At 51.9% G+C, this 20,135-nt stretch carries 20 protein-coding genes and 2 pseudogenes; 7 read left to right on the forward strand and 15 right to left on the reverse strand.

Annotation, left to right across the window (positions count from 1 at the left end; genetic code table 11):
- Positions 1–40: 40 nt before the first annotated feature.
- Both lsrK and LDB27_RS21170 read left to right on the forward strand, forming a co-directional pair.
- A complete protein-coding gene (gene lsrK, locus LDB27_RS21165) occupies positions 41–1,633 on the forward strand; it encodes an autoinducer-2 kinase (protein ID WP_000113088.1) in 1,593 nt (530 codons plus the stop codon).
- A 13-nt stretch (positions 1,634–1,646) separates the two neighbouring features.
- Positions 1,647–1,997, forward strand: a complete 351-nt coding sequence (locus LDB27_RS21170; protein WP_001173080.1) for a cupin domain-containing protein — start codon at positions 1,647–1,649, stop codon at positions 1,995–1,997.
- Between the two features lie 89 nt (positions 1,998–2,086).
- Here LDB27_RS21170 and LDB27_RS21175 read toward each other — a convergent pair.
- The 11 genes and pseudogenes from LDB27_RS21175 to cpxP form a co-directional block, all read right to left on the reverse strand.
- Positions 2,087–2,227: pseudogene (locus LDB27_RS21175) on the reverse strand (CDP-diacylglycerol diphosphatase); the annotation flags it as partial.
- A gap of 45 nt (positions 2,228–2,272) precedes the next feature.
- Positions 2,273–2,398 (reverse strand): annotated as a pseudogene (locus LDB27_RS21180) (hypothetical protein); the annotation flags it as partial.
- 97 nt (positions 2,399–2,495) lie between these two features.
- Complete coding sequence (locus LDB27_RS21185; RefSeq protein ID WP_001518326.1) at positions 2,496–3,218, reverse strand: GntR family transcriptional regulator; 723 nt, start codon at positions 3,216–3,218, stop codon at positions 2,496–2,498.
- A 62-nt stretch (positions 3,219–3,280) separates the two neighbouring features.
- On the reverse strand, positions 3,281–4,321 hold the full coding sequence (locus LDB27_RS21190; protein WP_000557882.1) for an ADP-ribosylglycohydrolase family protein: 1,041 nt from the start codon (positions 4,319–4,321) through the stop codon (positions 3,281–3,283).
- Positions 4,322–4,330: 9 nt separating this feature from the next.
- Positions 4,331–5,290: an aminoimidazole riboside kinase gene (locus tag LDB27_RS21195; protein WP_000646489.1), complete on the reverse strand. Its 960-nt coding sequence runs from the start codon at positions 5,288–5,290 to the stop codon at positions 4,331–4,333.
- A 10-nt stretch (positions 5,291–5,300) separates the two neighbouring features.
- Positions 5,301–6,635 carry an MFS transporter gene (locus tag LDB27_RS21200; protein WP_000777307.1) on the reverse strand — a complete coding sequence of 445 codons (1,335 nt, stop codon included), beginning with the start codon at positions 6,633–6,635 and terminating at the stop codon, positions 5,301–5,303.
- Between the two features lie 262 nt (positions 6,636–6,897).
- Positions 6,898–7,653: a CDP-diacylglycerol diphosphatase gene (locus LDB27_RS21205; protein ID WP_000750757.1), complete on the reverse strand. Its 756-nt coding sequence runs from the start codon at positions 7,651–7,653 to the stop codon at positions 6,898–6,900.
- A gap of 100 nt (positions 7,654–7,753) precedes the next feature.
- Positions 7,754–8,743, reverse strand: coding sequence for a sulfate ABC transporter substrate-binding protein (locus LDB27_RS21210; protein ID WP_000758707.1), 990 nt, complete (start codon positions 8,741–8,743; stop codon positions 7,754–7,756).
- Positions 8,744–8,946: 203 nt separating this feature from the next.
- Complete coding sequence (gene pfkA / locus LDB27_RS21215) at positions 8,947–9,909, reverse strand: 6-phosphofructokinase (protein WP_000591793.1); 963 nt, start codon at positions 9,907–9,909, stop codon at positions 8,947–8,949.
- Positions 9,910–10,093: 184 nt separating this feature from the next.
- Complete coding sequence (gene fieF / locus LDB27_RS21220) at positions 10,094–10,996, reverse strand: CDF family cation-efflux transporter FieF (protein WP_001077322.1); 903 nt, start codon at positions 10,994–10,996, stop codon at positions 10,094–10,096.
- 147 nt (positions 10,997–11,143) lie between these two features.
- Complete coding sequence (gene cpxP, locus LDB27_RS21225) at positions 11,144–11,644, reverse strand: cell-envelope stress modulator CpxP (RefSeq protein WP_001233468.1); 501 nt, start codon at positions 11,642–11,644, stop codon at positions 11,144–11,146.
- A gap of 150 nt (positions 11,645–11,794) precedes the next feature.
- Between cpxP and cpxR the strand changes: the two genes are divergently transcribed.
- Both cpxR and cpxA read left to right on the forward strand, forming a co-directional pair.
- A complete protein-coding gene (gene cpxR / locus LDB27_RS21230) occupies positions 11,795–12,493 on the forward strand; it encodes an envelope stress response regulator transcription factor CpxR (protein WP_001033731.1) in 699 nt (232 codons plus the stop codon).
- Positions 12,490–13,863, forward strand: coding sequence for an envelope stress sensor histidine kinase CpxA (gene cpxA, locus LDB27_RS21235; protein ID WP_000580402.1), 1,374 nt, complete (start codon positions 12,490–12,492; stop codon positions 13,861–13,863). Before cpxR ends, cpxA begins: the two co-directional genes overlap by 4 nt.
- 50 nt (positions 13,864–13,913) lie before the next feature.
- On the opposite strand, the gene LDB27_RS21240 is transcribed toward cpxA, so the two are convergent.
- From LDB27_RS21240 to sodA, 3 genes are all read right to left on the reverse strand, one after another.
- The gene (locus LDB27_RS21240; RefSeq protein ID WP_000133441.1) at positions 13,914–14,309 is read right to left on the reverse strand and encodes a nuclear transport factor 2 family protein; all 396 of its coding nucleotides are present in this window, start codon (positions 14,307–14,309) and stop codon (positions 13,914–13,916) included.
- 11 nt (positions 14,310–14,320) lie between these two features.
- Positions 14,321–15,010 carry a 6-hydroxyaminopurine reductase gene (gene yiiM, locus LDB27_RS21245; RefSeq protein WP_000559223.1) on the reverse strand — a complete coding sequence of 230 codons (690 nt, stop codon included), beginning with the start codon at positions 15,008–15,010 and terminating at the stop codon, positions 14,321–14,323.
- 69 nt (positions 15,011–15,079) lie between these two features.
- Positions 15,080–15,700: a superoxide dismutase [Mn] gene (gene sodA, locus LDB27_RS21250; RefSeq protein WP_000122628.1), complete on the reverse strand. Its 621-nt coding sequence runs from the start codon at positions 15,698–15,700 to the stop codon at positions 15,080–15,082.
- A gap of 328 nt (positions 15,701–16,028) precedes the next feature.
- On the opposite strand from sodA, the gene LDB27_RS21255 reads away from it, so the two are divergent.
- The 3 genes from LDB27_RS21255 to LDB27_RS21265 are packed head-to-tail and all read left to right on the forward strand — an operon-like array spanning position 16,029 to position 18,846.
- Positions 16,029–17,012 carry a TRAP transporter substrate-binding protein gene (locus tag LDB27_RS21255; RefSeq protein WP_000812816.1) on the forward strand — a complete coding sequence of 328 codons (984 nt, stop codon included), beginning with the start codon at positions 16,029–16,031 and terminating at the stop codon, positions 17,010–17,012.
- 18 nt (positions 17,013–17,030) lie between these two features.
- The gene (locus LDB27_RS21260; protein ID WP_001091413.1) at positions 17,031–17,546 is read left to right on the forward strand and encodes a TRAP transporter small permease; all 516 of its coding nucleotides are present in this window, start codon (positions 17,031–17,033) and stop codon (positions 17,544–17,546) included.
- Positions 17,539–18,846 carry a TRAP transporter large permease gene (locus LDB27_RS21265; RefSeq protein ID WP_000566800.1) on the forward strand — a complete coding sequence of 436 codons (1,308 nt, stop codon included), beginning with the start codon at positions 17,539–17,541 and terminating at the stop codon, positions 18,844–18,846. Before LDB27_RS21260 ends, LDB27_RS21265 begins: the two co-directional genes overlap by 8 nt.
- A gap of 157 nt (positions 18,847–19,003) precedes the next feature.
- Here LDB27_RS21265 and LDB27_RS21270 read toward each other — a convergent pair whose 3' ends face one another.
- On the reverse strand, positions 19,004–19,687 hold the full coding sequence (locus tag LDB27_RS21270; protein ID WP_000378716.1) for an oligogalacturonate-specific porin KdgM family protein: 684 nt from the start codon (positions 19,685–19,687) through the stop codon (positions 19,004–19,006).
- Positions 19,688–20,135: the final 448 nt, after the last annotated feature.

Raw genomic sequence — 20,135 nt, forward strand, 5'->3', positions numbered from 1 at the left:
GATTTTATGTAACGATGTAAAAATAGCCGAGGATAAAAAAATGGCTCGACTCTGTACCCATACTGAATCAGGACATTACCTGATGGCTCTTGACGCCGGTACCGGTAGCGTCAGAGCAGTAATTTTTGATCTACAAGGAAAGCAAATAGCTGTCGGTCAAGCGGAATGGCAGCATCTGGCCGTGCCGGATGTGCCTGGTTCGATGGAGTTTGATCTTGCCAAAAACTGGCAACTGGCTTGCCAGTGTATCCGTCAGGCACTACAGAAAGCCGCCATCCCTGCAACGGCTATCGCTGCCGTATCGGCCTGCTCGATGCGTGAAGGCATTGTTATTTATGACAGTAACGGCGAACCAATTTGGGCCTGCGCTAATGTTGACGCCCGCGCGGCGCACGAAGTCAGTGAATTAAAAGAGCTGCACGATAACACCTTTGAGGAGGAAGTTTATCGTTGCTCCGGGCAAACGCTGGCGCTCAGCGCTATTCCGCGTCTGCTCTGGCTTGCCCACCATCGTCCGGATATTTATCATCGCGCGTCAACCGTCACTATGATCAGCGACTGGATGGCCTTTATGCTCAGCGGCGAACTGGCGGTCGATCCCTCCAACGCAGGCACGACGGGGTTATTGGATCTGGTGACCCGCAACTGGAAACGTAGCCTGTTACAGATGGCGGGCCTGCGTTCTGACATTCTCTCGCCGGTAAAAGAAACCGGGACGCTGCTCGGTCACATTTCACAGAAAGCGGCTGAACAGTGCGACCTGCAAGCGGGTACGCCGGTCATCGTTGGCGGCGGCGATGTGCAGTTAGGCTGTCTGGGGCTGGGCGTCGTACGCCCGGCGCAAACGGCCGTGCTGGGCGGAACCTTCTGGCAACAGGTCGTCAATCTTCCCACGCCGGTCACCGACCCAAACATGAACGTTCGCATCAATCCTCATGTGATCCCCGGTATGGTACAAACCGAATCTATTAGCTTTTTTACTGGGTTAACGATGCGTTGGTTCCGCGACGCCTTTTGCGCCGAGGAAAAACTAATCGCTGAAAGGTTAGGTATTGATGCGTATTCCCTGCTGGAAGATATGGCCAGCCGGGTTCCTCCCGGCGCGCACGGTGTGATGCCCATCTTCTCTGACGTTATGCGTTTTAAACGCTGGTACCATGCCGCTCCGTCGTTTATCAATCTGTCTATCGATCCTGAAAAGTGTAATAAAGCGACCCTATTTCGCGCGCTGGAAGAGAATGCCGCCATTGTTTCCGCCTGCAATTTACAGCAAATTGCCGCGTTTTCCGGCGTACAGGCCGACTCGCTGGTTTTTGCCGGTGGAGGATCTAAAGGCAAATTATGGAGCCAAATCCTTGCCGACGTTACGGGACTCACCGTTCACGTACCTGTCGTCAAAGAAGCTACCGCGCTAGGGTGCGCTATTGCCGCAGGCGTTGGCGTGGGTATCTGGCCATCGCTGGCGGAAACGGGAGAAAAGCTAGTGCGCTGGGATCGGGAGCATAAACCTAATCCTGAAAATTTCGCTGTCTACCAGCAGGCCAGAGAAAAATGGCAGGCCGTTTATCAGGATCAACGCGCGCTGGTCGATGGTGGCTTAACGACATCCCTCTGGAAAGCGCCAGGCCTGTAACAGGAGAATAAGCATGCAAAAAACGAATGAGAAGAATCATGAATACCGCTTTGGCGATAATGGCCCTAAATACTTAATCCGTGGGCCGGGCTGCGATATGGGCGTCGTCATACTACAACCAGGGCAGTCATTCCCTAACCATCGCCATAATACCGCTTGTGAGATTTTTTATACCCTAAGCGGTGAAGTGTGCCTGTATCTGGAAGGAACACCTCATATCCTGCAAACTGGAGATGTTTTACAGTGCGAACCTGGGGAGGCGCATTATCTCATTAATAACGGCGATAAACCCTGGAAAGGCGTGTTTATTAAATCGCCGCATCTGGAAAATGACAGCCACCCCGCGGATCCACCGGCCTGGTAACGCCCGCGCCATCGCCAGATTTTGCCGGATAGCGCCACGAGAGCCTTGTCCGGCCTCCAAACGGCATTCGTTAATGCAATATCAAGCTGTCATTTGATGACCTGTTGGTTCAAGATATCACACTGATGATCCTGAATTTCCTCGGCAGAAGCGCGATTGAAGGTCAGTAAATTACGCTCGGTCGCCAGCAGGACAAAAGAGCCATCGCTTTGGCGTACCCCCGCCAGCGCGATACATCACAGCATCCCCGCCCGCGCAGGAACTTTCCCTGGTCCCATCGCCACAGCAAAAAATAGCAGTGCGGTCATAAACTCCGGCAGTAGCGAAGTCGCCCACAGAAGGATAGTAACGCCAACGATGATGGAAGGGAGGAAAAGAGGATGGGACAACCAGAGCGACATACCTGTCTCCTGACGATTTTTTCAGCAAGAATACGACGGACAGTCAGGCAGGTAAACGCCAGATATAGTGGGGTTATCGCAGGATTAAGCGGACAGATCAGTGATAATGAATTTCACCAAAGTATTCAGACAGCACGTAATAGCGGCAATACTCAAAAGGGCTGTCCTTCCCGGCCTGAAACGTCTGCCTGGCGACGGATAACAGCGGTTTATTGGCGGCGATTTGCAATTTTTCGCACAGGTCAGCGGAAGGTAAAATCGCCTCAACTTTTTCTATCGCCGAGTCGCTTGTGACGTTTAATAACGAATAAAGCGACGTATGCTCCAGCGCCTGCGGTGTGAGTTGCAGATCGGGAAAGAAGCTAAGATCGAGATAAATTTTCTCATGGTTAAATGGACGGTTATTCAGGCAACGAATACGCGAAATATAGAGATAGTGATGCTGTGCGGGCAGGCTCAAGCCGTCTGCCTGAGCGTCGCGCGCGCGGCGCGGCGCGATTTCCAGAATACGGTTCTCAATCGCCACGCTGGCGTCCTGGAGATCGCGGGTAATACCGCGAAACGTGTGCCCGTAGCTCACGCCTTCCGGTACCGAGCACACCACCGAACCACTCCCGCGCTGCGACGAAATAATGCCCGCATTGATCAGTTCGCTCCAGGCCTGTTTAACCACAATCAGCGAAACGTTATAAGCCCTGGCGACCTCTTTTTGCGTCGGCAACTGGCTGCCTAAAGGCAAAGACCCGTTCTGGATCTGCTGACAGATGATAAAAAATAGTTGCTTATAAAGCGGAGTAAAGCTCGTTTTATCAACCTGCAAGCTGCGCACCTCACGTCTTCGCCAGCAGGGGACGTTTTACCGTCCCCGGCAGGGTGAATTCGCTACCCTGCGATTTGCCTGGCCAGTTCTGCCAAATCGAAATGATTCATACGATCCAAAGTCGTTAAATAATCGGCGGGAAAAGCCTCCACGCCATGGAATGCGCCGGAAATCGCCCCGACCATGGTGGCGACAGTATCAGTATCATTGCCGATATTAACGCCGGAGATAATAGCATCTACGGCAGAATTCGGACAACACGCGAACAGGCCAAAGGCCGCCGGCACCGCTTCACTCACGTGCAGCCCGGAGCCAATAATATCAGCAAGTTCCACCACCGCCGTTTCCCAATGGCGATGACGTTTACCGATATCTACGGCCAGCTCAATGCGTCGGGCAACGGAAGGACCTGCCACCATCATCGCACCTTGCTCCTGCGCCAGCAGATAGCCTCTTTGCGCACCGTAAATACCGGCGGCAATAATGCTGTCTGCGTTGGTCTGCGCTCTTAACGCCTCGCTGGTTGCCGCCGCCATCGCCGCTGCGCCGGACATCGCCAGCACGTTATTATGGGTAAAGCGGCAAATCTGCAGCGCGCAGTCAATCGCCGCGTCAATATCACCCGGATGCAGCACCGCCGCTGGCCAAATCTTCATGGCGGCGCCGTTCGTTGCCTCCGCGTTACCCTTATTAATAATCTGTACCGACTGTTTCTCGCCTTCCAGCTCACCCTGTAAAGAGGCACGGTTATCATTGAATATTGCCTTCATTGCCGCACGCGTCGTCGGGCCGGTAAAGTTGGCGTAGTACGGGTAATCCAGCCACTGCTGAAAAGCCTCGCGCATCGCCTCGTCGCTGACCTGGCGTTGATGGCGCAGCAGCGCGTCCATAATGTACTTCGCCTGAATAAAATCATCCGTGCACATCCCTGCTTCGTTGCAGCGGCCAAACGTGTCCGCAGGCGGTTTTTGAAAGGTCGTCACCCAGCCGCCAAAATAGTCTTTTATTTGCTGCTGGGTGCGTACTTCCGTCGCGGCTCCCATCGCGTCCGCGGCGGCGGCACCCACCAGGCATCCCAGTATTTTGTTTTGATCAACGTGCATGATGACTCCTTATTTCACGGTCATGGCTTGTGCCAGCGAATGGCTGGACAGAAAAGTGTTTAGCTGGTCGGGAAACGGCAGAGCGGTCATTGCGCCTTTTGCCGTCACCGCCATAGCGCCGCAGGCATTGGCATTGCTGATGGCTTCCGCCAGCAGGGCATGATCCCAGCAATTTGCGCGGGAAAGGGTGAACAGCAGGCCGCCGACAAAAGCATCGCCTGCCCCGGTGGTATCGACGACATCGACGCGCGGTGCGGGAAAATGGAGCTCCCCCTCGGCGGTAATCAACAGCGCGCCATCGGCCCCCAGCGAAATGATGGTGGTGTCGCAGCCCAGATCGCGCAGGTAATAACGCGCATCCTGCCAGTGGCTGGCGCCGCTGAGCTGGCACAGCTCATCTGCCGAGACTTTACAGATAGAAGCCAGCGCGGTGGAGCGGGCGATCAGCTCAGGGATTTCATCGGTATTGCGCCACATTTTGCTGCGCAGATTGACGTCAAACAGTACGTAACCACCCGCTTCACGCATTCTTCTCGCTCCCTCAAGACATGCTTCGCGAGCGGGCCTGTCGGTGAGGCCAATTGAGCTGAAGTAAAACCATTCGTGCTGCCTGAACGGCGGCAGGTCCTGCGGCGAGACGTAGGTATCGGCACCCGGATGCACCAGATAGGTAAAGCTGCGCTCCCCATCAGCCGTCAGGTTGACGATCAGCACCGCGCTGGTCAGGGCCGGATCCATGCGTAGAAAAGAGACATCCACACCGTTATCCTGAAAAACCTGGCGCAGGAAACGGCCGGCGTCATCGTCGCCAAGACAGCCAATAAAACCGCACTCTCCGCCCAGCCTGGCAACGCATACCCCCACATTCGCCGACGCTCCGCCGGGGCATTTCAGATAGCTGTTCTGCTTTTCCGGTACCAGGTCAACGGAGGCATCGCCGATAACCCAAACCTTATTCATGGCCTTCATTTGCGCCTCCTTATGCCTGTTTCTGCGCCAGGGCAAGCTGAATATCTCGATAATATTCATTATTAATCAGATACTTTTTCATAAGCAGCCCAACCGCAAGGTGGAACAGAGCCGGAATGAGCGTCATCATCAGCGCAATACCGGTGAGCGAACGTGCGGTCTGTTCAACATCGGCCTGATAGCCAAAGTGGCTCAGCAGGAATCCGAGTATCCCGCCCGCGATCCCCATCCCAAACTTCTGGAAGAAGAGGATGCCGCCAAACGCCAACCCGGAAACGCGCAGGCCGGTTTTCTTTTCTCCGTAATCCACCGCTTCGGCGATAGAGGACCAGAACACCGGCATTTGCATATCGCAGAAGAAATTAATAAGAAAATAGAACGCAAACGCCAGGACAAGATTTTCACGCCCGACGGAGAAATACATCAGCGCGCTCAGGACAAAGGTAATAATCTGGGTGTAGCGGAACATCTTAATTTTGTCCCAGAACTTGGTTATCCAGGTGGTGGCGATCATCGCTAAAATTGAAGCGATGACGCCGGTAGTCAGGAAGGGTGAAATCAGGTTATCTCCGCCGTTCAGATAATACTTAGCGTAATAAGCGGCAACGGAACCGCGAATAACATAACCGCACATCAGCAGCAGAATAACAACGCCGAGAATAATCCACTGATCGTTACGTAACAGATATTTAAACTGTTTCCCCACCGATAGCGAGGTAATTTCCGGCTCGCTGCGTTCACGCGTGGTAAGAAAACAGAAGATAAACAGCAGGGCGCCCATCGCCCCCATCAGCCCCATCGAAAACTGATAGCCCAGCGCCTTGTTGCCCTGCCCCAGCCAGACGGCAAGCATCGGTACGACGATAGTCACCAGGAAAGCGGCAATCTTGGTCATCACAAAACGATAACCGTTGGCGCTTAACCGTTCGACGGGGTCGCTGGTAATCACGCCAATCATCGAAATATAGGGAATGGTGATCGCGGTATAGACCAGGGTCATAAGAATATAGGTGCCATAGGCCCATGCCAGTTTGGCCATATAAGCCATATCAGGCGTAATAAACATCAAATAAACGGCAAAGCCAAAAGGAATGGCAAACCACAGCAGCCACGGGCGGTAACGCCCCCAGCGCGTGTTCAGTTTATCGGTCAGAACCCCCATGGCCGGATCGATAATGGCATCAATCATCCGCACAACCACAAACAGTACGCCAACATCAGCGGCGCTCAGGCCGTAGATATCGGTATAGAAATAGGCGAGGAGCAGCTGCATGGCGATAATCACAACGTTTATCGCCATATCTCCCGCGCCGAAGCCGATTTTTTCCACGATAGAAAGTTTCATGTTGATATTCCTTTACGCTTAACAGCGCAAATCTGGTGAACAATTAATGATGTCACTACATGAAATAAAAACGTTTTTATATAAGCCATCCACCAGACAATCTATGGAGGCTATGAAGAGAGTGTAACTAACCACAAAAAGATATAAAGGTATACCTTTATATCTTTTGATCGGTTTCACATATTTTTATAGACACGATCTTACCCCAGTTTTAAACCGGGATAAGAATCAATAAGATAATGAGCAGGGGGTGGAACGAAAATCAGCGGGAAGACAAAATGGCGCAACTATGGTCCTGAATCTCTTCCGCCGATGCGCGGTTGAAGGTCAGTAAATTACGCTCGGTCGCCAGCAGGACAAAAGAGCCATCGCTTTGGCGTACCACCGCCAGCCCATAGCGTCCCATATGATCGCGCGCTTCCGGCACCTCTTCCGCCAACATCATAAACGGACTACGCTGCGCCAGTTCGCTCTCGGTTACCCGGCGCGCCAGGTATTCATGCCCCATCAGGTCGCCCGGTAGCGGAAGCCAACGAGTGCTGATGCGCGTGAGATCGTTATCCAATTGTTCCCGAACGTCAGGACGGATGCAAGAAATATGGATATGCAAATGGTCCTGTGAACGACCAAGCCGCGAATTAATCGCCAGCGAGACTGCGCTATCCGGAATATCATGCCCGTATTTTTTACTCATATAGCCGCGAGCCTGCCAGGCCAGCCAGAAAAAGTTGGGCGTAGCGGGTTCCAGCAATAGCGGGCTTTCTGTACCGTTGATACGGTAGGTGGGCATCAATAAATATTGCAACGGACCGTGACGATCTTTAAAGACGACATAGCCGGCGCGAGGTTTGACTTCCGCGCAAGGCGCTGGATTTTGATGCTGTAACTGATCGGGCAGGCATTGTTCAAGCACGATTTCCCGTAATGCATCAGGGTTGCCGGAAAATTTCCAGTAACCGACGCCCGCCGCGGCGACAATCACTATCACCGCCAGTAAAAAGTAACCTGTTTTTTTCATGATATGCGTTCCCTGTGACCCATAGACGGGGAAGAGTAACGCAAAATTGTGGCAAAGAAAAAACCCGGTAACATAATACGTTACCGGGTTTATAAACGGTTTAGCGTTTGCTGATTTGGTCGAACGTACCGCCATTAGCGAAGTGATCTTTTTGCGCCTTCGCCCAGCCGCCAAACACCTCGTCAATGGTGAACAGCTTCAGCTTCGGAAACGCATCGTCGTATTTTTTCGCCACGTCAGCATCGCGCGGACGGTAGAAGTTTTTCGCTGCTATCTCCTGCCCTTCCGGCGAGTAGAGATACTTCAGATACGCTTCCGCCACCGCATTCGTCCCTTTCTTCTCAACGACTTTATCCACCACGGACACGGTCGGCTCTGCGAGAATAGATTCACTCGGGGTCACTATCTCGAATTTATCTTTACCCAGTTCATTCGTCGCCAGTAGCGCTTCGTTTTCCCAGGCAATCAGCACATCACCGATACCGCGTTCAACGAAAGTATTGGTTGAGCCGCGCGCGCCGGAGTCCAGCACTTCAACGTTTTTAAACAGGGCTTTGACAAAGTCCTGCGCTTTGGCCTGATCGTTATTGTTGTGGTGCAGGGCGTAGCCCCATGCTGCCAGATAGTTCCAGCGTGCGCCGCCGGAGCTTTTCGGGTTTGGCGTAATCACCGACACACCGGGTTTAATCAGATCGTTCCAGTCATGAATTTGTTTTGGATTGCCTTTACGGACCAGGAAAACGATGGTGGAGGTGTAAGGTGCTGAGTTATCCGGCAAACGCTTGATCCAGTCTTTATCGATACGACCACGTTCCGCAATAGCGTCCACATCGTAAGCCAGCGCCAGCGTCACGACATCGGCTTCAATGCCGTTAATAACGGAAGTCGCCTGTTTACCCGAACCGCCGTGCGATTGGCGGATCACGACGTTGTCGCCGGTTTCCTGCTTCCAGTGCGCGCTAAACGCTTTGTTGTACTGCTCGTACAGCTCACGCGTTGGATCGTACGATACGTTAAGTAACTGAATATCCTTTGCCAGAATGCTGGTTGACGCCAGCAATAATGTGAACCCCACGCCCCACTTTTTCATCGCCCGACTCGCTTATGTTGTGTTGTGATGAGCAAAGCGTGCCAGAAAGAGATCCAAACATTAAAGAATAAAAAAAGATTGGCTATAACTTCGAGGAATAAATCTGAGGGATTGCCGAATGGCGGCTAGCGCCTAATCCGGCCTACACGTTTCTGCAACCTGTAGGCCTGATAAGCGTAGCGCCATCAGGCGCGCAAAAACAATCAGTACAGTTTTTTCGCGCACTCCATCCAGTCGCTTTTGAACGGACGCTTCATGTTTTCAATCGCATCGATGATGTCATGATGAACAAGCTGCTCGTTCTGGATACCAACACAACGACCGCCATGGCCTTCCAGCAGCAGGTCAATAGCATACGCGCCCATACGGGAAGCCAGAATGCGATCGTAAGGTACCGGGGAACCACCGCGCTGAATGTGGCCGAGCACCGTCGCACGCGTTTCACGGCCCGTTTCTTTTTCAATAAAGTGCGCCAGTTCATCAACATCACACATATGTTCGGTGATAGCGACGATAGCGTGTTTTTTCCCTTTCGCGATCCCGGCTTTGATTTCCGCCACCAGATCTTCGCGATTAAATTCAACTTCCGGCACCACGATAAACTCACAGCCGCCAGCAATAGCCGCCGCCAACGTCAGGTCGCCGCAATAACGGCCCATCACCTCAACGATAGAGATACGCTGGTGAGAAGAGGAGGTGTCACGCAGACGGTCAATCGCTTCCACTACAGTGCCGAGAGCAGTGAAGTAGCCGATAGTGTAGTCGGTGCCTTTGATGTCGTTATCGATAGTGCCTGGCAGACCGATGCACGGGAAGCCCATTTCAGTCAGACGTTTTGCACCCATATAAGAACCGTCGCCGCCAATAACTACCAGCGCATCGATACCGCGTTTTTTCAGGTTTTCGATCGCGACAGCGCGAATATTTTCGTCACGGAATTCCGGGAAACGGGCGGAACCGAGGAAAGTACCGCCACGGTTGATCATGTCAGATACGCTGTAACGGTCAAGCTGAACCATACGATCTTCATACAGGCCCAGATAGCCGTCATAAATGCCCATGACTTCCAGCCCTTCCGTCAACGCTGCGCGCACAACACCGCGGATTGCCGCGTTCATGCCCGGCGCATCACCGCCGCTTGTCAACACACCGATTTTCTTAATCATGACTACCTCTGAACTTTGGAATGCAAAATGAAATCTATTGCCGGAAGCCGATTTCGCACTTCGAAACGATCCAACGAATATACAGATAGTATAACAATCCCTTCCTGCTGAATTGATTCAGGTCAGGCCAAATGGCGGTAATTTATACACAAAATGCTGGCCTGGCTCACTTTTTAACAATCAATTATACAAGCTCGAACTTCTTGCCTTCCGTGGGGACGACTGAACAGGGATCCTGATGAATAATGACATCTGAACCCGGAAAACGCCGCAAAATCGCCTGCTCTACCTGTTCAGCCACTAAATGCGCCTGAACGAGCGGCAGATTATCTTCCATTTCCAAATGAATCTGAATAAAGCGGGTCGGCCCTGACTGCCGCGTGCGGAGATCGTGCGCGCCGCTGACTCCCGGCCATGACGTCACGATATCAATAATTTCCTGTCGTTCCGCATCGGGCAGCGCGCGATCCAATAATGACTGCACCGCCTCATACCCCATACGTAACGCGCTATACAAAATATAGATGCCGATACCTAACGCAAACAGGGCATCCGCACGATGCCAACCGTACCAGGATAACCCCAGCGCGATAAGAATCGCTCCGTTCATCATAACATCAGACTGATAATGAAGCATATCCGCCCGTACCGCCTGACTTTGGGTCTTGCGTACCACCCAGCGCTGAAACGTGACCAGTATAATAGTGCATATCAGAGCGATGACGGTAACGCCAATCCCCACGCCGGGGTCGTTCATTGGCGTCGGCTTAATCAGATTCTGGATACTGGTCAAAAACAGAAACAACGCCGAACCGGAAATAAACATACTTTGCGCCAGCGCCGCCAGCGACTCCGCTTTACCGTGCCCAAACGTGTGTTCATCATCTGCGGGTTGCAGCGAATAACGCACGACCAACAAATTCGTCAATGACGCGGCAATATCCACCAGCGAGTCCACCAACGCCGCCAGAATACTCACCGATCCCGTATACCACCACGCAAAAATTTTGATCAAAAGTAACGCTGATGCCATCGCTGTTGCCGCGATAGCCGCCCGGCTAACCAGCCGTCCATAAGTTTGATTCATAAATACTCCCGCTATCTTCTGCCGGTAGTATAACGGATGGTTTAAAACAGTAAGCTAATAACAGAATGACAAACTGGAGATAAAAAAAACCCCCACATCATGTGGGGGAAGACAGGGATGGTGTCTATGGCAAGGAAAACAGGGTTGTTACTGGGAACGTGAGTTGCTACTACTCAATAATTTCAACGATGAACTTTTTTGCCATTGCGCCACGTCGCGCAGTTGCTCCATTCGTTGCTGATGCTTTTCATTCAAAACCGCTTGCTGCTCCGGCGTTAACAGGCGATACATCTGGTTACGCACGCGGGCCATTTCGACCTGGCGGGCAACCTGCTCTTGCGCCATTTTTTCTGCCTGAGCGCGCACAGCGCTTTCATCAAATTTTTCTGCGGTGACAAGCCGATGCATTGTCTCCATTTCGCTAACATTAACAGGAGGCTGTTCGTGCCTTGCCTGTTGCATAAGATCTCGCATCTGCTGACGCTGATGTTCGGTTAAACTTATGCCGTCAAACATATGATTTTGCGCGCTACGCTGCGTGGTCCCGTCACCGGGGTGCCAGTTATCGCTTGTAACAACTTCAGCTGCGTGGCTTAAAAAACTGAATGCCAGCGTTGAGGCCATAACAGCAGCGGTAACTTTGCGCATCGCTTGCTCCCAAAATCTTTTCTGTCGCGATTCAACGAGAGACAGTTTACGATTCGGGCTGCAAACATGCGTCAGGGGGTGTAAAACAACGTAAAGTCATGGATTAGCGACGCCTGATGACGTAATTTCTGCCTCGGAGGTACGTAAACAATGAATAAAATCCTGTTAGTTGATGATGACCGAGAGCTGACTTCCCTGTTAAAAGAGCTCCTCGAAATGGAAGGTTTTAATGTCCTGGTGGCCCACGACGGCGAGCAGGCGCTTGAGCTTTTGGATGACAGCATCGATTTACTTTTGCTTGACGTCATGATGCCGAAGAAAAACGGTATCGATACGTTGAAAGCGCTTCGCCAGACACACCAGACGCCTGTCATTATGCTGACCGCGCGCGGCAGCGAGCTGGATCGCGTTCTCGGCCTTGAGCTGGGCGCGGACGACTATTTGCCCAAACCGTTTAACGACCGCGAGCTGGTAGCGCGCATCAGGGCTATTTTGCGCCGTTCCCACTGGAGCGAACAGCAGCAGAGCAGCGACAACGGCTCGCCGACGCTGGAAGTCGATGCGCTAAGCCTTAATCCGGGCCGCCAGGAAGCCAGTTTCGATGGCCAAACGCTGGAGCTGACCGGTACGGAGTTCACCCTGCTCTATTTGCTGGCGCAACACCTCGGCCAGGTGGTTTCCCGTGAACATTTAAGTCAGGAAGTGCTGGGCAAGCGCCTGACGCCGTTCGATCGCGCTATTGATATGCATATTTCTAACCTGCGCCGCAAACTGCCGGAACGCAAAGACGGTCACCCGTGGTTTAAAACATTGCGTGGTCGCGGCTATCTGATGGTTTCCGCTTCATGATAGGAAGTTTAACCGCGCGCATCTTCGCCATCTTCTGGTTGACGCTGGCGCTGGTGCTAATGCTGGTACTGATGTTGCCCAAGCTCGATTCACGCCAGATGACCGAGCTGCTGGACAGCGAGCAGCGCCAGGGATTGATGATAGAGCAACATGTAGAAGCTGAACTTGCGAACGATCCACCCAACGACCTGATGTGGTGGCGTCGCCTGTTCCGCGCGATCGATAAGTGGGCGCCGCCTGGACAGCGGTTATTACTGGTGACCTCTGAAGGACGCGTGATCGGCGCTGAACGCAGCGAAATGCAGATCATTCGTAACTTCATTGGTCAGGCGGATAACGCCGATCATCCGCAGAAGAAAAAATATGGCCGCGTAGAGATGGTGGGGCCGTTCTCCGTTCGCGACGGAGAGGATAATTACCAGCTTTACCTGATTCGACCGGCCAGCAGTTCGCAATCCGATTTTATTAATCTGCTGTTTGACCGCCCGCTCCTGTTGCTCATTGTCACGATGCTGGTCAGTTCGCCGCTCTTACTATGGCTGGCATGGAGTCTGGCGAAACCGGCGCGTAAGTTGAAAAACGCGGCTGATGAAGTGGCGCAAGGCAACCTGCGTCAGCATCCGGAGCTGGAGGCGGGTCCGCAGGAGTTCCTCGCCGCTGGCGCCAGTTTTAACCAGATGGTGACGGCGCTGGAACGGATGATGACCTCGCAGCAGCGTTTGCTGTCAGATATCTCCCATGAGCTGCGAACGCCCCTTACGCGCCTGCAACTGGGTACCGCGCTGCTGCGTCGTCGTGGCGGCGAAAGCAAAGAGCTGGAGCGTATTGAAACCGAAGCGCAGCGTCTGGACAGCATGATCAATGACCTGCTGGTGATGTCGCGTAACCAACAGAAAAACGCGCTGGTCAGCGAAACGATGAAAGCCAATCAGCTATGGGGCGAAGTGCTGGATAACGCCGCCTTTGAAGCCGAACAGATGGGCAAGTCGTTAACGGTAAATTATCCGCCGGGGCCGTGGCCGCTCTATGGCAACCCAAACGCGCTGGAAAGCGCGCTGGAAAATATTGTTCGTAATGCGCTGCGCTATTCACATACGAAGATTGAAGTCGGCTTCTCGGTGGATAAAGACGGTATTACGATCACGGTCGATGACGACGGGCCGGGCGTCAGCCCTGAAGACCGCGAGCAGATCTTCCGTCCGTTCTATCGCACTGATGAGGCGCGCGACCGTGAATCCGGTGGTACTGGCCTGGGTCTGGCGATTGTCGAAAGCGCCATGCAGCAGCACCGCGGCTGGGTTAAGGCTGACGATAGCCCGCTCGGCGGGTTGCGGCTCACGCTGTGGCTACCGCTGTACAAGCGAACCTAAAAACCATCGGCCTGCGAATGCAGGCCGATTTTTTATCTCGCCGTCGAGATTTACCGGGAAATGTCTGGCGCTAAAATCCACTCGGCGCTGTCATTCCACACGTCCATCCGGGTAATTTTGCCATCGCGCACTTCGAAGCGGTCGATAAAGCGGTTATCGGCAAACGGGCGACCGTCGGGCCATTCGCCATACAACGTACCGTTGGAATAAATCACAACGTAATCATCATGCTGCACCGCATCAAACTCGCCCAGCGCCTTCTTCACCCACTTGTAGCGAGCGCCGTTAAACTGCGCGATATCTGCCGCGCCCGCCATCGCCCGGCCTCCGGTGAAGGTAATTTTCACCTCCGGGTGCATATACGTTGCGGCGCGTTCAGCATCAGGAATCATCGAGGCCACCAAAAATTCTTTTACGATCGCCACCGCATTTTCAGCTTCAGTCATAACCCTTCCTTTCATTTTGGCGGAGTTTTATCACCCCACAGCCGTCTGGCGCTATCTTCAATTTTGCCGCTCAAACGACGCTTCTGCATGGTGCGGCTCCAGCTCGCCGACAGCCCGGCGGCGCTCAGCAGCCGATGATATTGTTCGTCATCAAACGGCATAGACCAGGCGATAACACCCGCTTCATGAATCGAGACATCGCTCAGACGCGACGCCAGTTCCAGCGGCGCATCGCTGGAGACTTTACCTGGCGCAATGACCCGATACAGCCAGCCGGTTTTTCCGCTGTTCTGCATAAGGAGGGCCATGTCGCTGATGGCAAAGTGGAAATTAAGTTTAAAGCATGGAGAGCGCGGCTGAGTGACCTGGATCAACGCCTCGCCCCAGCGGTAGATATCGCCAATAAACACGTTGTGTTCGGTCATTCCGTCCGTCGACAGATTCTCGCCAAACGCCGGGGCGCAAAACAGCGTCGCCTGCTCGGGGAACTGGCGAATCCAATCAGCATAGTGTTCACGGGGGTAATGGCATAGCGCGCGGTCGGGGCCGCCGTGGATTTTCTTTTCGGCCTGCTGATCGCCTGCCAGACCCAGCTCGGTCAGCATAAGTTCGCCGTCGATTTGCACCTTGGCGATAGCGCTCGGGCGGCTGCCGTCATAGTCACGAATTTTGCCAATAAACACGTCAACCGGATAATGCATCTGCTGCTCCTTACGCGGATACAAAAAAAGCGAGTCATCAGACTCGCTTCTACAGACGTGCAATGCAAATTATTTTTTAGCGGCGAAACGCGCTGCTGCTTCGTCCCAGTTCACCACGTTCCAGAACTCTTTGATGTAGTCCGGGCGGCGGTTCTGGAATTTCAGGTAGTAAGCGTGTTCCCACACGTCCAGACCCAGGATCGGGAAGCCGGAAGCGCCGGAAATGGCTTCACCCATCAGCGGGGAATCCTGGTTTGCGGTAGAAACCACAGCCAGTTTGTCGCCTTTCAGCACCAGCCACGCCCAGCCGGAGCCGAAACGGGTTGCTGCTGCTTTTTCGAATTCAGCTTTGAAGTTGTCAACGGAACCGAAGTCACGCTCGATAGCCGCTTTCAGGTCGCCCTGCAGAGTGGTGCCTTTTTTCAGCCCTTTCCAGAACAGGCTGTGGTTAGCGTGGCCGCCGGCGTTGTTACGCAGCACGGTTTTTTTGTCCGCTGGCACCTGGTCCAGTTTAGTAATCAGTTCTTCAGCCGGCAGGTCAGCAAACTCAGGCAGGTTTTCCAGCGCCGCGTTAGCGTTGTTGACATAGGTTTGATGGTGTTTGGTGTGGTGAATCTCCATCGTCTGCTTATCGAAGTGCGGTTCCAGTGCATCATAAGCGTACGGCAGGGATGGCAGTGTATAACTCATAATCATCTCCATTATTGTCGAGCGGCACAGTGTTAACGCCGCGTAAGCAGTTGGTTCATTATAGTTAATTAAATGATATTGAAAATGATTATCAATGCCGTACTTTTTCCAGGGTTATAAACGTTACGGCATCCGCTGAAAAAAACCGTTTTTTACGCCTCCAACCGAAACCGCCTGTTGATGAATTCCTGGAAATCATGAAATGTGAAACAGGGTTTCAAAATCTTTCTTTTGGTGCCAAATTTTGTCATCGGTGGCAAAATCAAGAAGGTTATAATTTCACCATGCAATTACATTCCCGGTAAATTATTACAATTGCGAGGGAATTATGAAGCAACCTGGTTTTATACGTCTGGCTACGTTGGCCTTACTCTCCACACTCTCTTTCTTCTCCCACGGCGAAACCATTTTGCGCCTGGCCTACGCTGAAAATAGCCAGCCGGTAAAAGATGCGTTGCACTTCCTGGGGCAGCAAGTTGAAGAGAAAACGGGCGGCGATATCAAAGTACAGTACTTCCCGGACGGACAGCTTGGCGGCGAGCGCGAACTGGTGGAGTTGACGCAGGTCGGCGTCGTCGACATCACTAAAGTGTCGTCCGGGCTGATGGAGAGTTTTTCGCCTGAGTACGGCGTGTTCTCACTTCCCTACCTGTTTGCCACCGTCGATGAATACTACCGCGTAATGGATAACCCACAGGTGATGGAGCCTGTTTATCAGTCCACCGCCGCACAGGGGTTTGTCGGCGTAGGCTGGTATGATTCCGGCGCGCGTAATTTTTATATGAGCAAAGCGCCGGTTAAACGCATTGAGGATTTACGCGGGAAGAAGATCCGCGTCATGCAGAGTGAGACGGCGATCCAAACTCTCAAACTGCTGGGCGCTTCGCCCATCGCCATGAGCCAGGCGGAGGTCTATACCTCGTTACAACAAGGCATTCTCGACGGCGCGGAAAACAATGAGTTCGCTCTCACCATCGCCCGCCACGGCGAAGTCGCCCGTTATTACACCTACGATATGCACACCCGCATTCCCGATATCCTGCTAATGAGTACCCTCACGCTGGAAAAGCTGACGCCGGAACAGCAGCGCATCGTCGAAGCCGCCATCAAGGCGTCGATCGAATTTGAGAAAGCCGCATGGGACAAGGAAATAGAGAAAACCAGGCTGGCGGCGGTAAAAGATTTCAACGTTGAATTCTACGAGATCGACAAAAAACCCTTCCAGAAGGCAGTACAGCCTATTTACGACGGTCTGAAAAACAAACCGCGGCTTTACGGGCTGTATCAACGTATCCAGACAGCAAAAAATTAATCTAATCAGGAAATTAAGATGAACACATTCAGAAAAGGACTTGATTTATTGCTGGGCGCTATCTGTTGCCTGGTGCTGGCGATAATGGTTGGCATCGCCTGCTGGCAGGTGGTGAGCCGCTACATTCTGGGCGTTCCCAGCACCCTTACCGAAGAGATGCTGCGATTTCTCCTGGTGTGGGTATCAATGCTGGGCATGGCTTTTGTCGCCGGTCAGAAACAGCATATTAGCCTGACTCTCTTACTGGATAAGGTGTCGCCGACGATTCGCGGCTGGTGGGATATTATCCTGCAGGTCATTTTTATCGCATTTTCCATTTGGGTATTGATTATCGGCGGCTTAAAGATTTCTGCGATTTCTATGCTGCAAATCTCCCCTGCGCTGGGCATCCCGATGGGGAAAATTTATTACGCGCTCCCCTGCGCGGGCGTACTGATCATCCTCTATGGGCTGCTGAATATCGTTGACGCCCTGAAAGCTATCCATTCCGCCACGGATACCACTGAGCACACTCTGGAGAAATCACATGATTGACCCTATTTTTGCGTCCTGTACGCTAATTGCCGTCTTTGTTGTTTTACTGGCCATGGGCGCGCCTATCGGGATCTGCATCGTTATCGCCTCTTTCAGCACCATGATGCTGGTACTGCCTTTCGATATTTCGATGTTCGCCACCGCGCAAAAAATGTTCTCCAGCCTGGACAGTTTTGCCTTGCTGGCCGTGCCGTTCTTCGTTTTGTCCGGGGTGATCATGAATAGCGGGGGAATTGCCGCCCGGCTGGTCAATTTTGCCAAACTGTTTACTGGCAAACTGCCCGGCTCGCTCTCTTACACCAACATCGTCGGCAATATGATGTTTGGTGCAATTTCCGGATCGGCAATTGCCGCCTCAACCTCCATCGGCGGCGTGATGGTGCCGATGAGCGCGCGCGAAGGTTACGATCGCGGCTTTGCGGCCGCGGTGAATATCGCCTCCGCGCCGACGGGAATGTTAATTCCGCCCACCACGGCTTTTATCCTTTATGCGCTGGCAAGCGGGGGAACATCGATTGCCGCTCTGTTCGCCGGCGGTCTGGTTGCGGGTGTGCTGTGGGGCGTTGGCTGTATGCTGGTCACGCTGGTGGTCGCTAAGCGTCGAAATTATCGGGTTTTCTTCACCGTCCAAAAAGGCATGGCGCTAAAAGTTGCCGTTGAGGCCATTCCCAGCCTGCTGCTGATCGTGATTATTGTCGGCGGCATTGTGCAGGGGATTTTCACCGCCATTGAAGCCTCCGCGATTGCCGTGGTGTATACGTTATTGCTGACGATGGTGTTTTACCGCACGCTGAAAATTAAGGATTTGCCTTCGATTTTGCTCCAGACAGTGGTAATGACCGGGGTCATCATGTTCCTGCTGGCAACCTCTTCGGCGATGTCCTTCTCGATGTCGATCACCAATATTCCTGCGGCGCTGAGCGATATGATCCTCGGTATTTCCGCCAATAAACTGGTTATCCTGTTAGTCATTACCGTCTTTTTGTTGATTATCGGCGCATTTATGGATATCGGTCCGGCCATTCTGATTTTTACCCCGATTCTGCTGCCGATCATGGCTAAACTGGGCGTCGATCCGGTGCATTTCGGCATTATCATGATCTATAACCTGGCGATTGGCACTATTACGCCGCCAGTTGGCAGTGGTTTATATGTCGGGGCGAGCGTCGGTAAGGTCAAAGTTGAGGAAGTGATTAAACCGTTGCTGCCTTTTTACGGCGCGATTATCGGCGTTCTGTTATTAATTACCTACATTCCGGAAATCACACTGTTCTTACCCCGTCTACTGGGCATCATGTAAGCGCATAGTTTCCTGCACATCTCGTTGCCGGATGGCGATTCGCGTCTTATCCGGCCAACGCACGATAATAATTATCCGCAGGTCATCACCAGGTAAAAAAAACCGGCTACCTATAAAGTAGCCGGAAAAGGGAATAAATAATAAACAGGGATAATGATTAGAATGTGTAGCCTATACCCACGCGGAAACGGGTTTGTCTTTCATCGCTGTTGCTATTGACGGAAACATTACCTACCTCAACGAATGGCGACCATTGATCAATAATATAGGCAGTTCTGAAGTTATATTCATAGTTATCTTTGCCGCCATCGTAAAGATCATATTTATCAGCTTTCTTATAAATTCCTTCGATTGTCCAGTCAAAGTTGTTCCATTTATAACCCGCCCAGACATCCATACGATTGATGGTATCATCATCACGGATATCAGAAGAACGGCGTACATATTCAAAACGATAGCGCGCACCAACCCACCAGCTTTCATTTAATGTCCACGTCGCGCGGAAGTAAGGCTTATAGGTAGAGTAACCATTGCCGGTTTCCAGCACAAAACCCGGTTGCCAGGCGACATCACCGGTTTTAAATTGGTAGCTTATCGTATATTCGTTGCCCTGTGTTTCCAGGTCATTAAACGCTTTATTGGTGTCATCCCCGCCTGATTTTGAGATAGCTTCTATCGCAAAACCAAAACCATTCGCAAACCGATGAGAAATATACGCACGGTCATAGTTAGCTTTACTGTCGTCAAGATATTCATGACGAACATCGACATATACTGCATGCGCATTTGTTACAACAAGAGGTAATAGTAAGAAAAGAGATTTTCTCATAACAGAATCCATTTAATTTAAAATTAAAACGTTGTTTTATGTCAGGCCGTTACAACCATAATACGCAATGTGAATGGCGACAATATAGGCAAAGATCTTTAATTTAAAATTGGGATAATGTTCAAAAAGCAAAATAAAATAAATGAAATTTATATTCGCCATATAACATAAAAATCAAAACACCATCAACAAAGCCAATATAGGGATTTCCCTATATTTATATTTCATTGATTCCTAACGTTAATTTCAATATATTTAAATTGTAAATACAAATAAAACAACTAAATAATTACTGTATAACTACCTTTTTATCAAACGGTAAGTCAGACTATTCCCATTATGTGAGCTCACGCAGCGTTTTCTTTGCATTGCTGCCAGCTAAGTCGTTTCGTGTCGTTATGATGAAGGTATTTTAGAAAACCAATATTACCCACTGATTTAAATAACATCCAGACGGTCA

This window comes from Salmonella sp. JXY0409-18 (assembly GCF_020268625.1).
GTDB classification, from domain to species: domain Bacteria; phylum Pseudomonadota; class Gammaproteobacteria; order Enterobacterales; family Enterobacteriaceae; genus Salmonella; species Salmonella enterica.

Excerpts from the sequence above, each read along its gene's own strand:
- cpxA (WP_000580402.1), top strand. The coding sequence starts at position 12,490 with ATGATAGGAAGTTTAACCGCGCGCATCTTCGCCATCTTCTGGTTGACG.
- cpxR (WP_001033731.1), top strand. The coding sequence starts at position 11,795 with ATGAATAAAATCCTGTTAGTTGATGATGACCGAGAGCTGACTTCCCTG.
- LDB27_RS21200 (WP_000777307.1), bottom strand. The coding sequence starts at position 6,635 with ATGAAACTTTCTATCGTGGAAAAAATCGGCTTCGGCGCGGGAGATATG.
- LDB27_RS21255 (WP_000812816.1), top strand. The coding sequence starts at position 16,029 with ATGAAGCAACCTGGTTTTATACGTCTGGCTACGTTGGCCTTACTCTCC.
- lsrK (WP_000113088.1), top strand. The coding sequence starts at position 41 with ATGGCTCGACTCTGTACCCATACTGAATCAGGACATTACCTGATGGCT.
- yiiM (WP_000559223.1), bottom strand. The coding sequence starts at position 15,010 with ATGCATTATCCGGTTGACGTGTTTATTGGCAAAATTCGTGACTATGAC.
- LDB27_RS21210 (WP_000758707.1), bottom strand. The coding sequence starts at position 8,743 with ATGAAAAAGTGGGGCGTGGGGTTCACATTATTGCTGGCGTCAACCAGC.
- LDB27_RS21190 (WP_000557882.1), bottom strand. The coding sequence starts at position 4,321 with ATGCACGTTGATCAAAACAAAATACTGGGATGCCTGGTGGGTGCCGCC.
- pfkA (WP_000591793.1), bottom strand. The coding sequence starts at position 9,909 with ATGATTAAGAAAATCGGTGTGTTGACAAGCGGCGGTGATGCGCCGGGC.
- sodA (WP_000122628.1), bottom strand. The coding sequence starts at position 15,700 with ATGAGTTATACACTGCCATCCCTGCCGTACGCTTATGATGCACTGGAA.
- LDB27_RS21270 (WP_000378716.1), bottom strand. The coding sequence starts at position 19,687 with ATGGATTCTGTTATGAGAAAATCTCTTTTCTTACTATTACCTCTTGTT.
- LDB27_RS21265 (WP_000566800.1), top strand. The coding sequence starts at position 17,539 with ATGATTGACCCTATTTTTGCGTCCTGTACGCTAATTGCCGTCTTTGTT.
- LDB27_RS21205 (WP_000750757.1), bottom strand. The coding sequence starts at position 7,653 with ATGAAAAAAACAGGTTACTTTTTACTGGCGGTGATAGTGATTGTCGCC.
- cpxP (WP_001233468.1), bottom strand. The coding sequence starts at position 11,644 with ATGCGCAAAGTTACCGCTGCTGTTATGGCCTCAACGCTGGCATTCAGT.
- LDB27_RS21170 (WP_001173080.1), top strand. The coding sequence starts at position 1,647 with ATGCAAAAAACGAATGAGAAGAATCATGAATACCGCTTTGGCGATAAT.
- LDB27_RS21260 (WP_001091413.1), top strand. The coding sequence starts at position 17,031 with ATGAACACATTCAGAAAAGGACTTGATTTATTGCTGGGCGCTATCTGT.
- LDB27_RS21195 (WP_000646489.1), bottom strand. The coding sequence starts at position 5,290 with ATGAAGGCCATGAATAAGGTTTGGGTTATCGGCGATGCCTCCGTTGAC.
- LDB27_RS21240 (WP_000133441.1), bottom strand. The coding sequence starts at position 14,309 with ATGACTGAAGCTGAAAATGCGGTGGCGATCGTAAAAGAATTTTTGGTG.
- fieF (WP_001077322.1), bottom strand. The coding sequence starts at position 10,996 with ATGAATCAAACTTATGGACGGCTGGTTAGCCGGGCGGCTATCGCGGCA.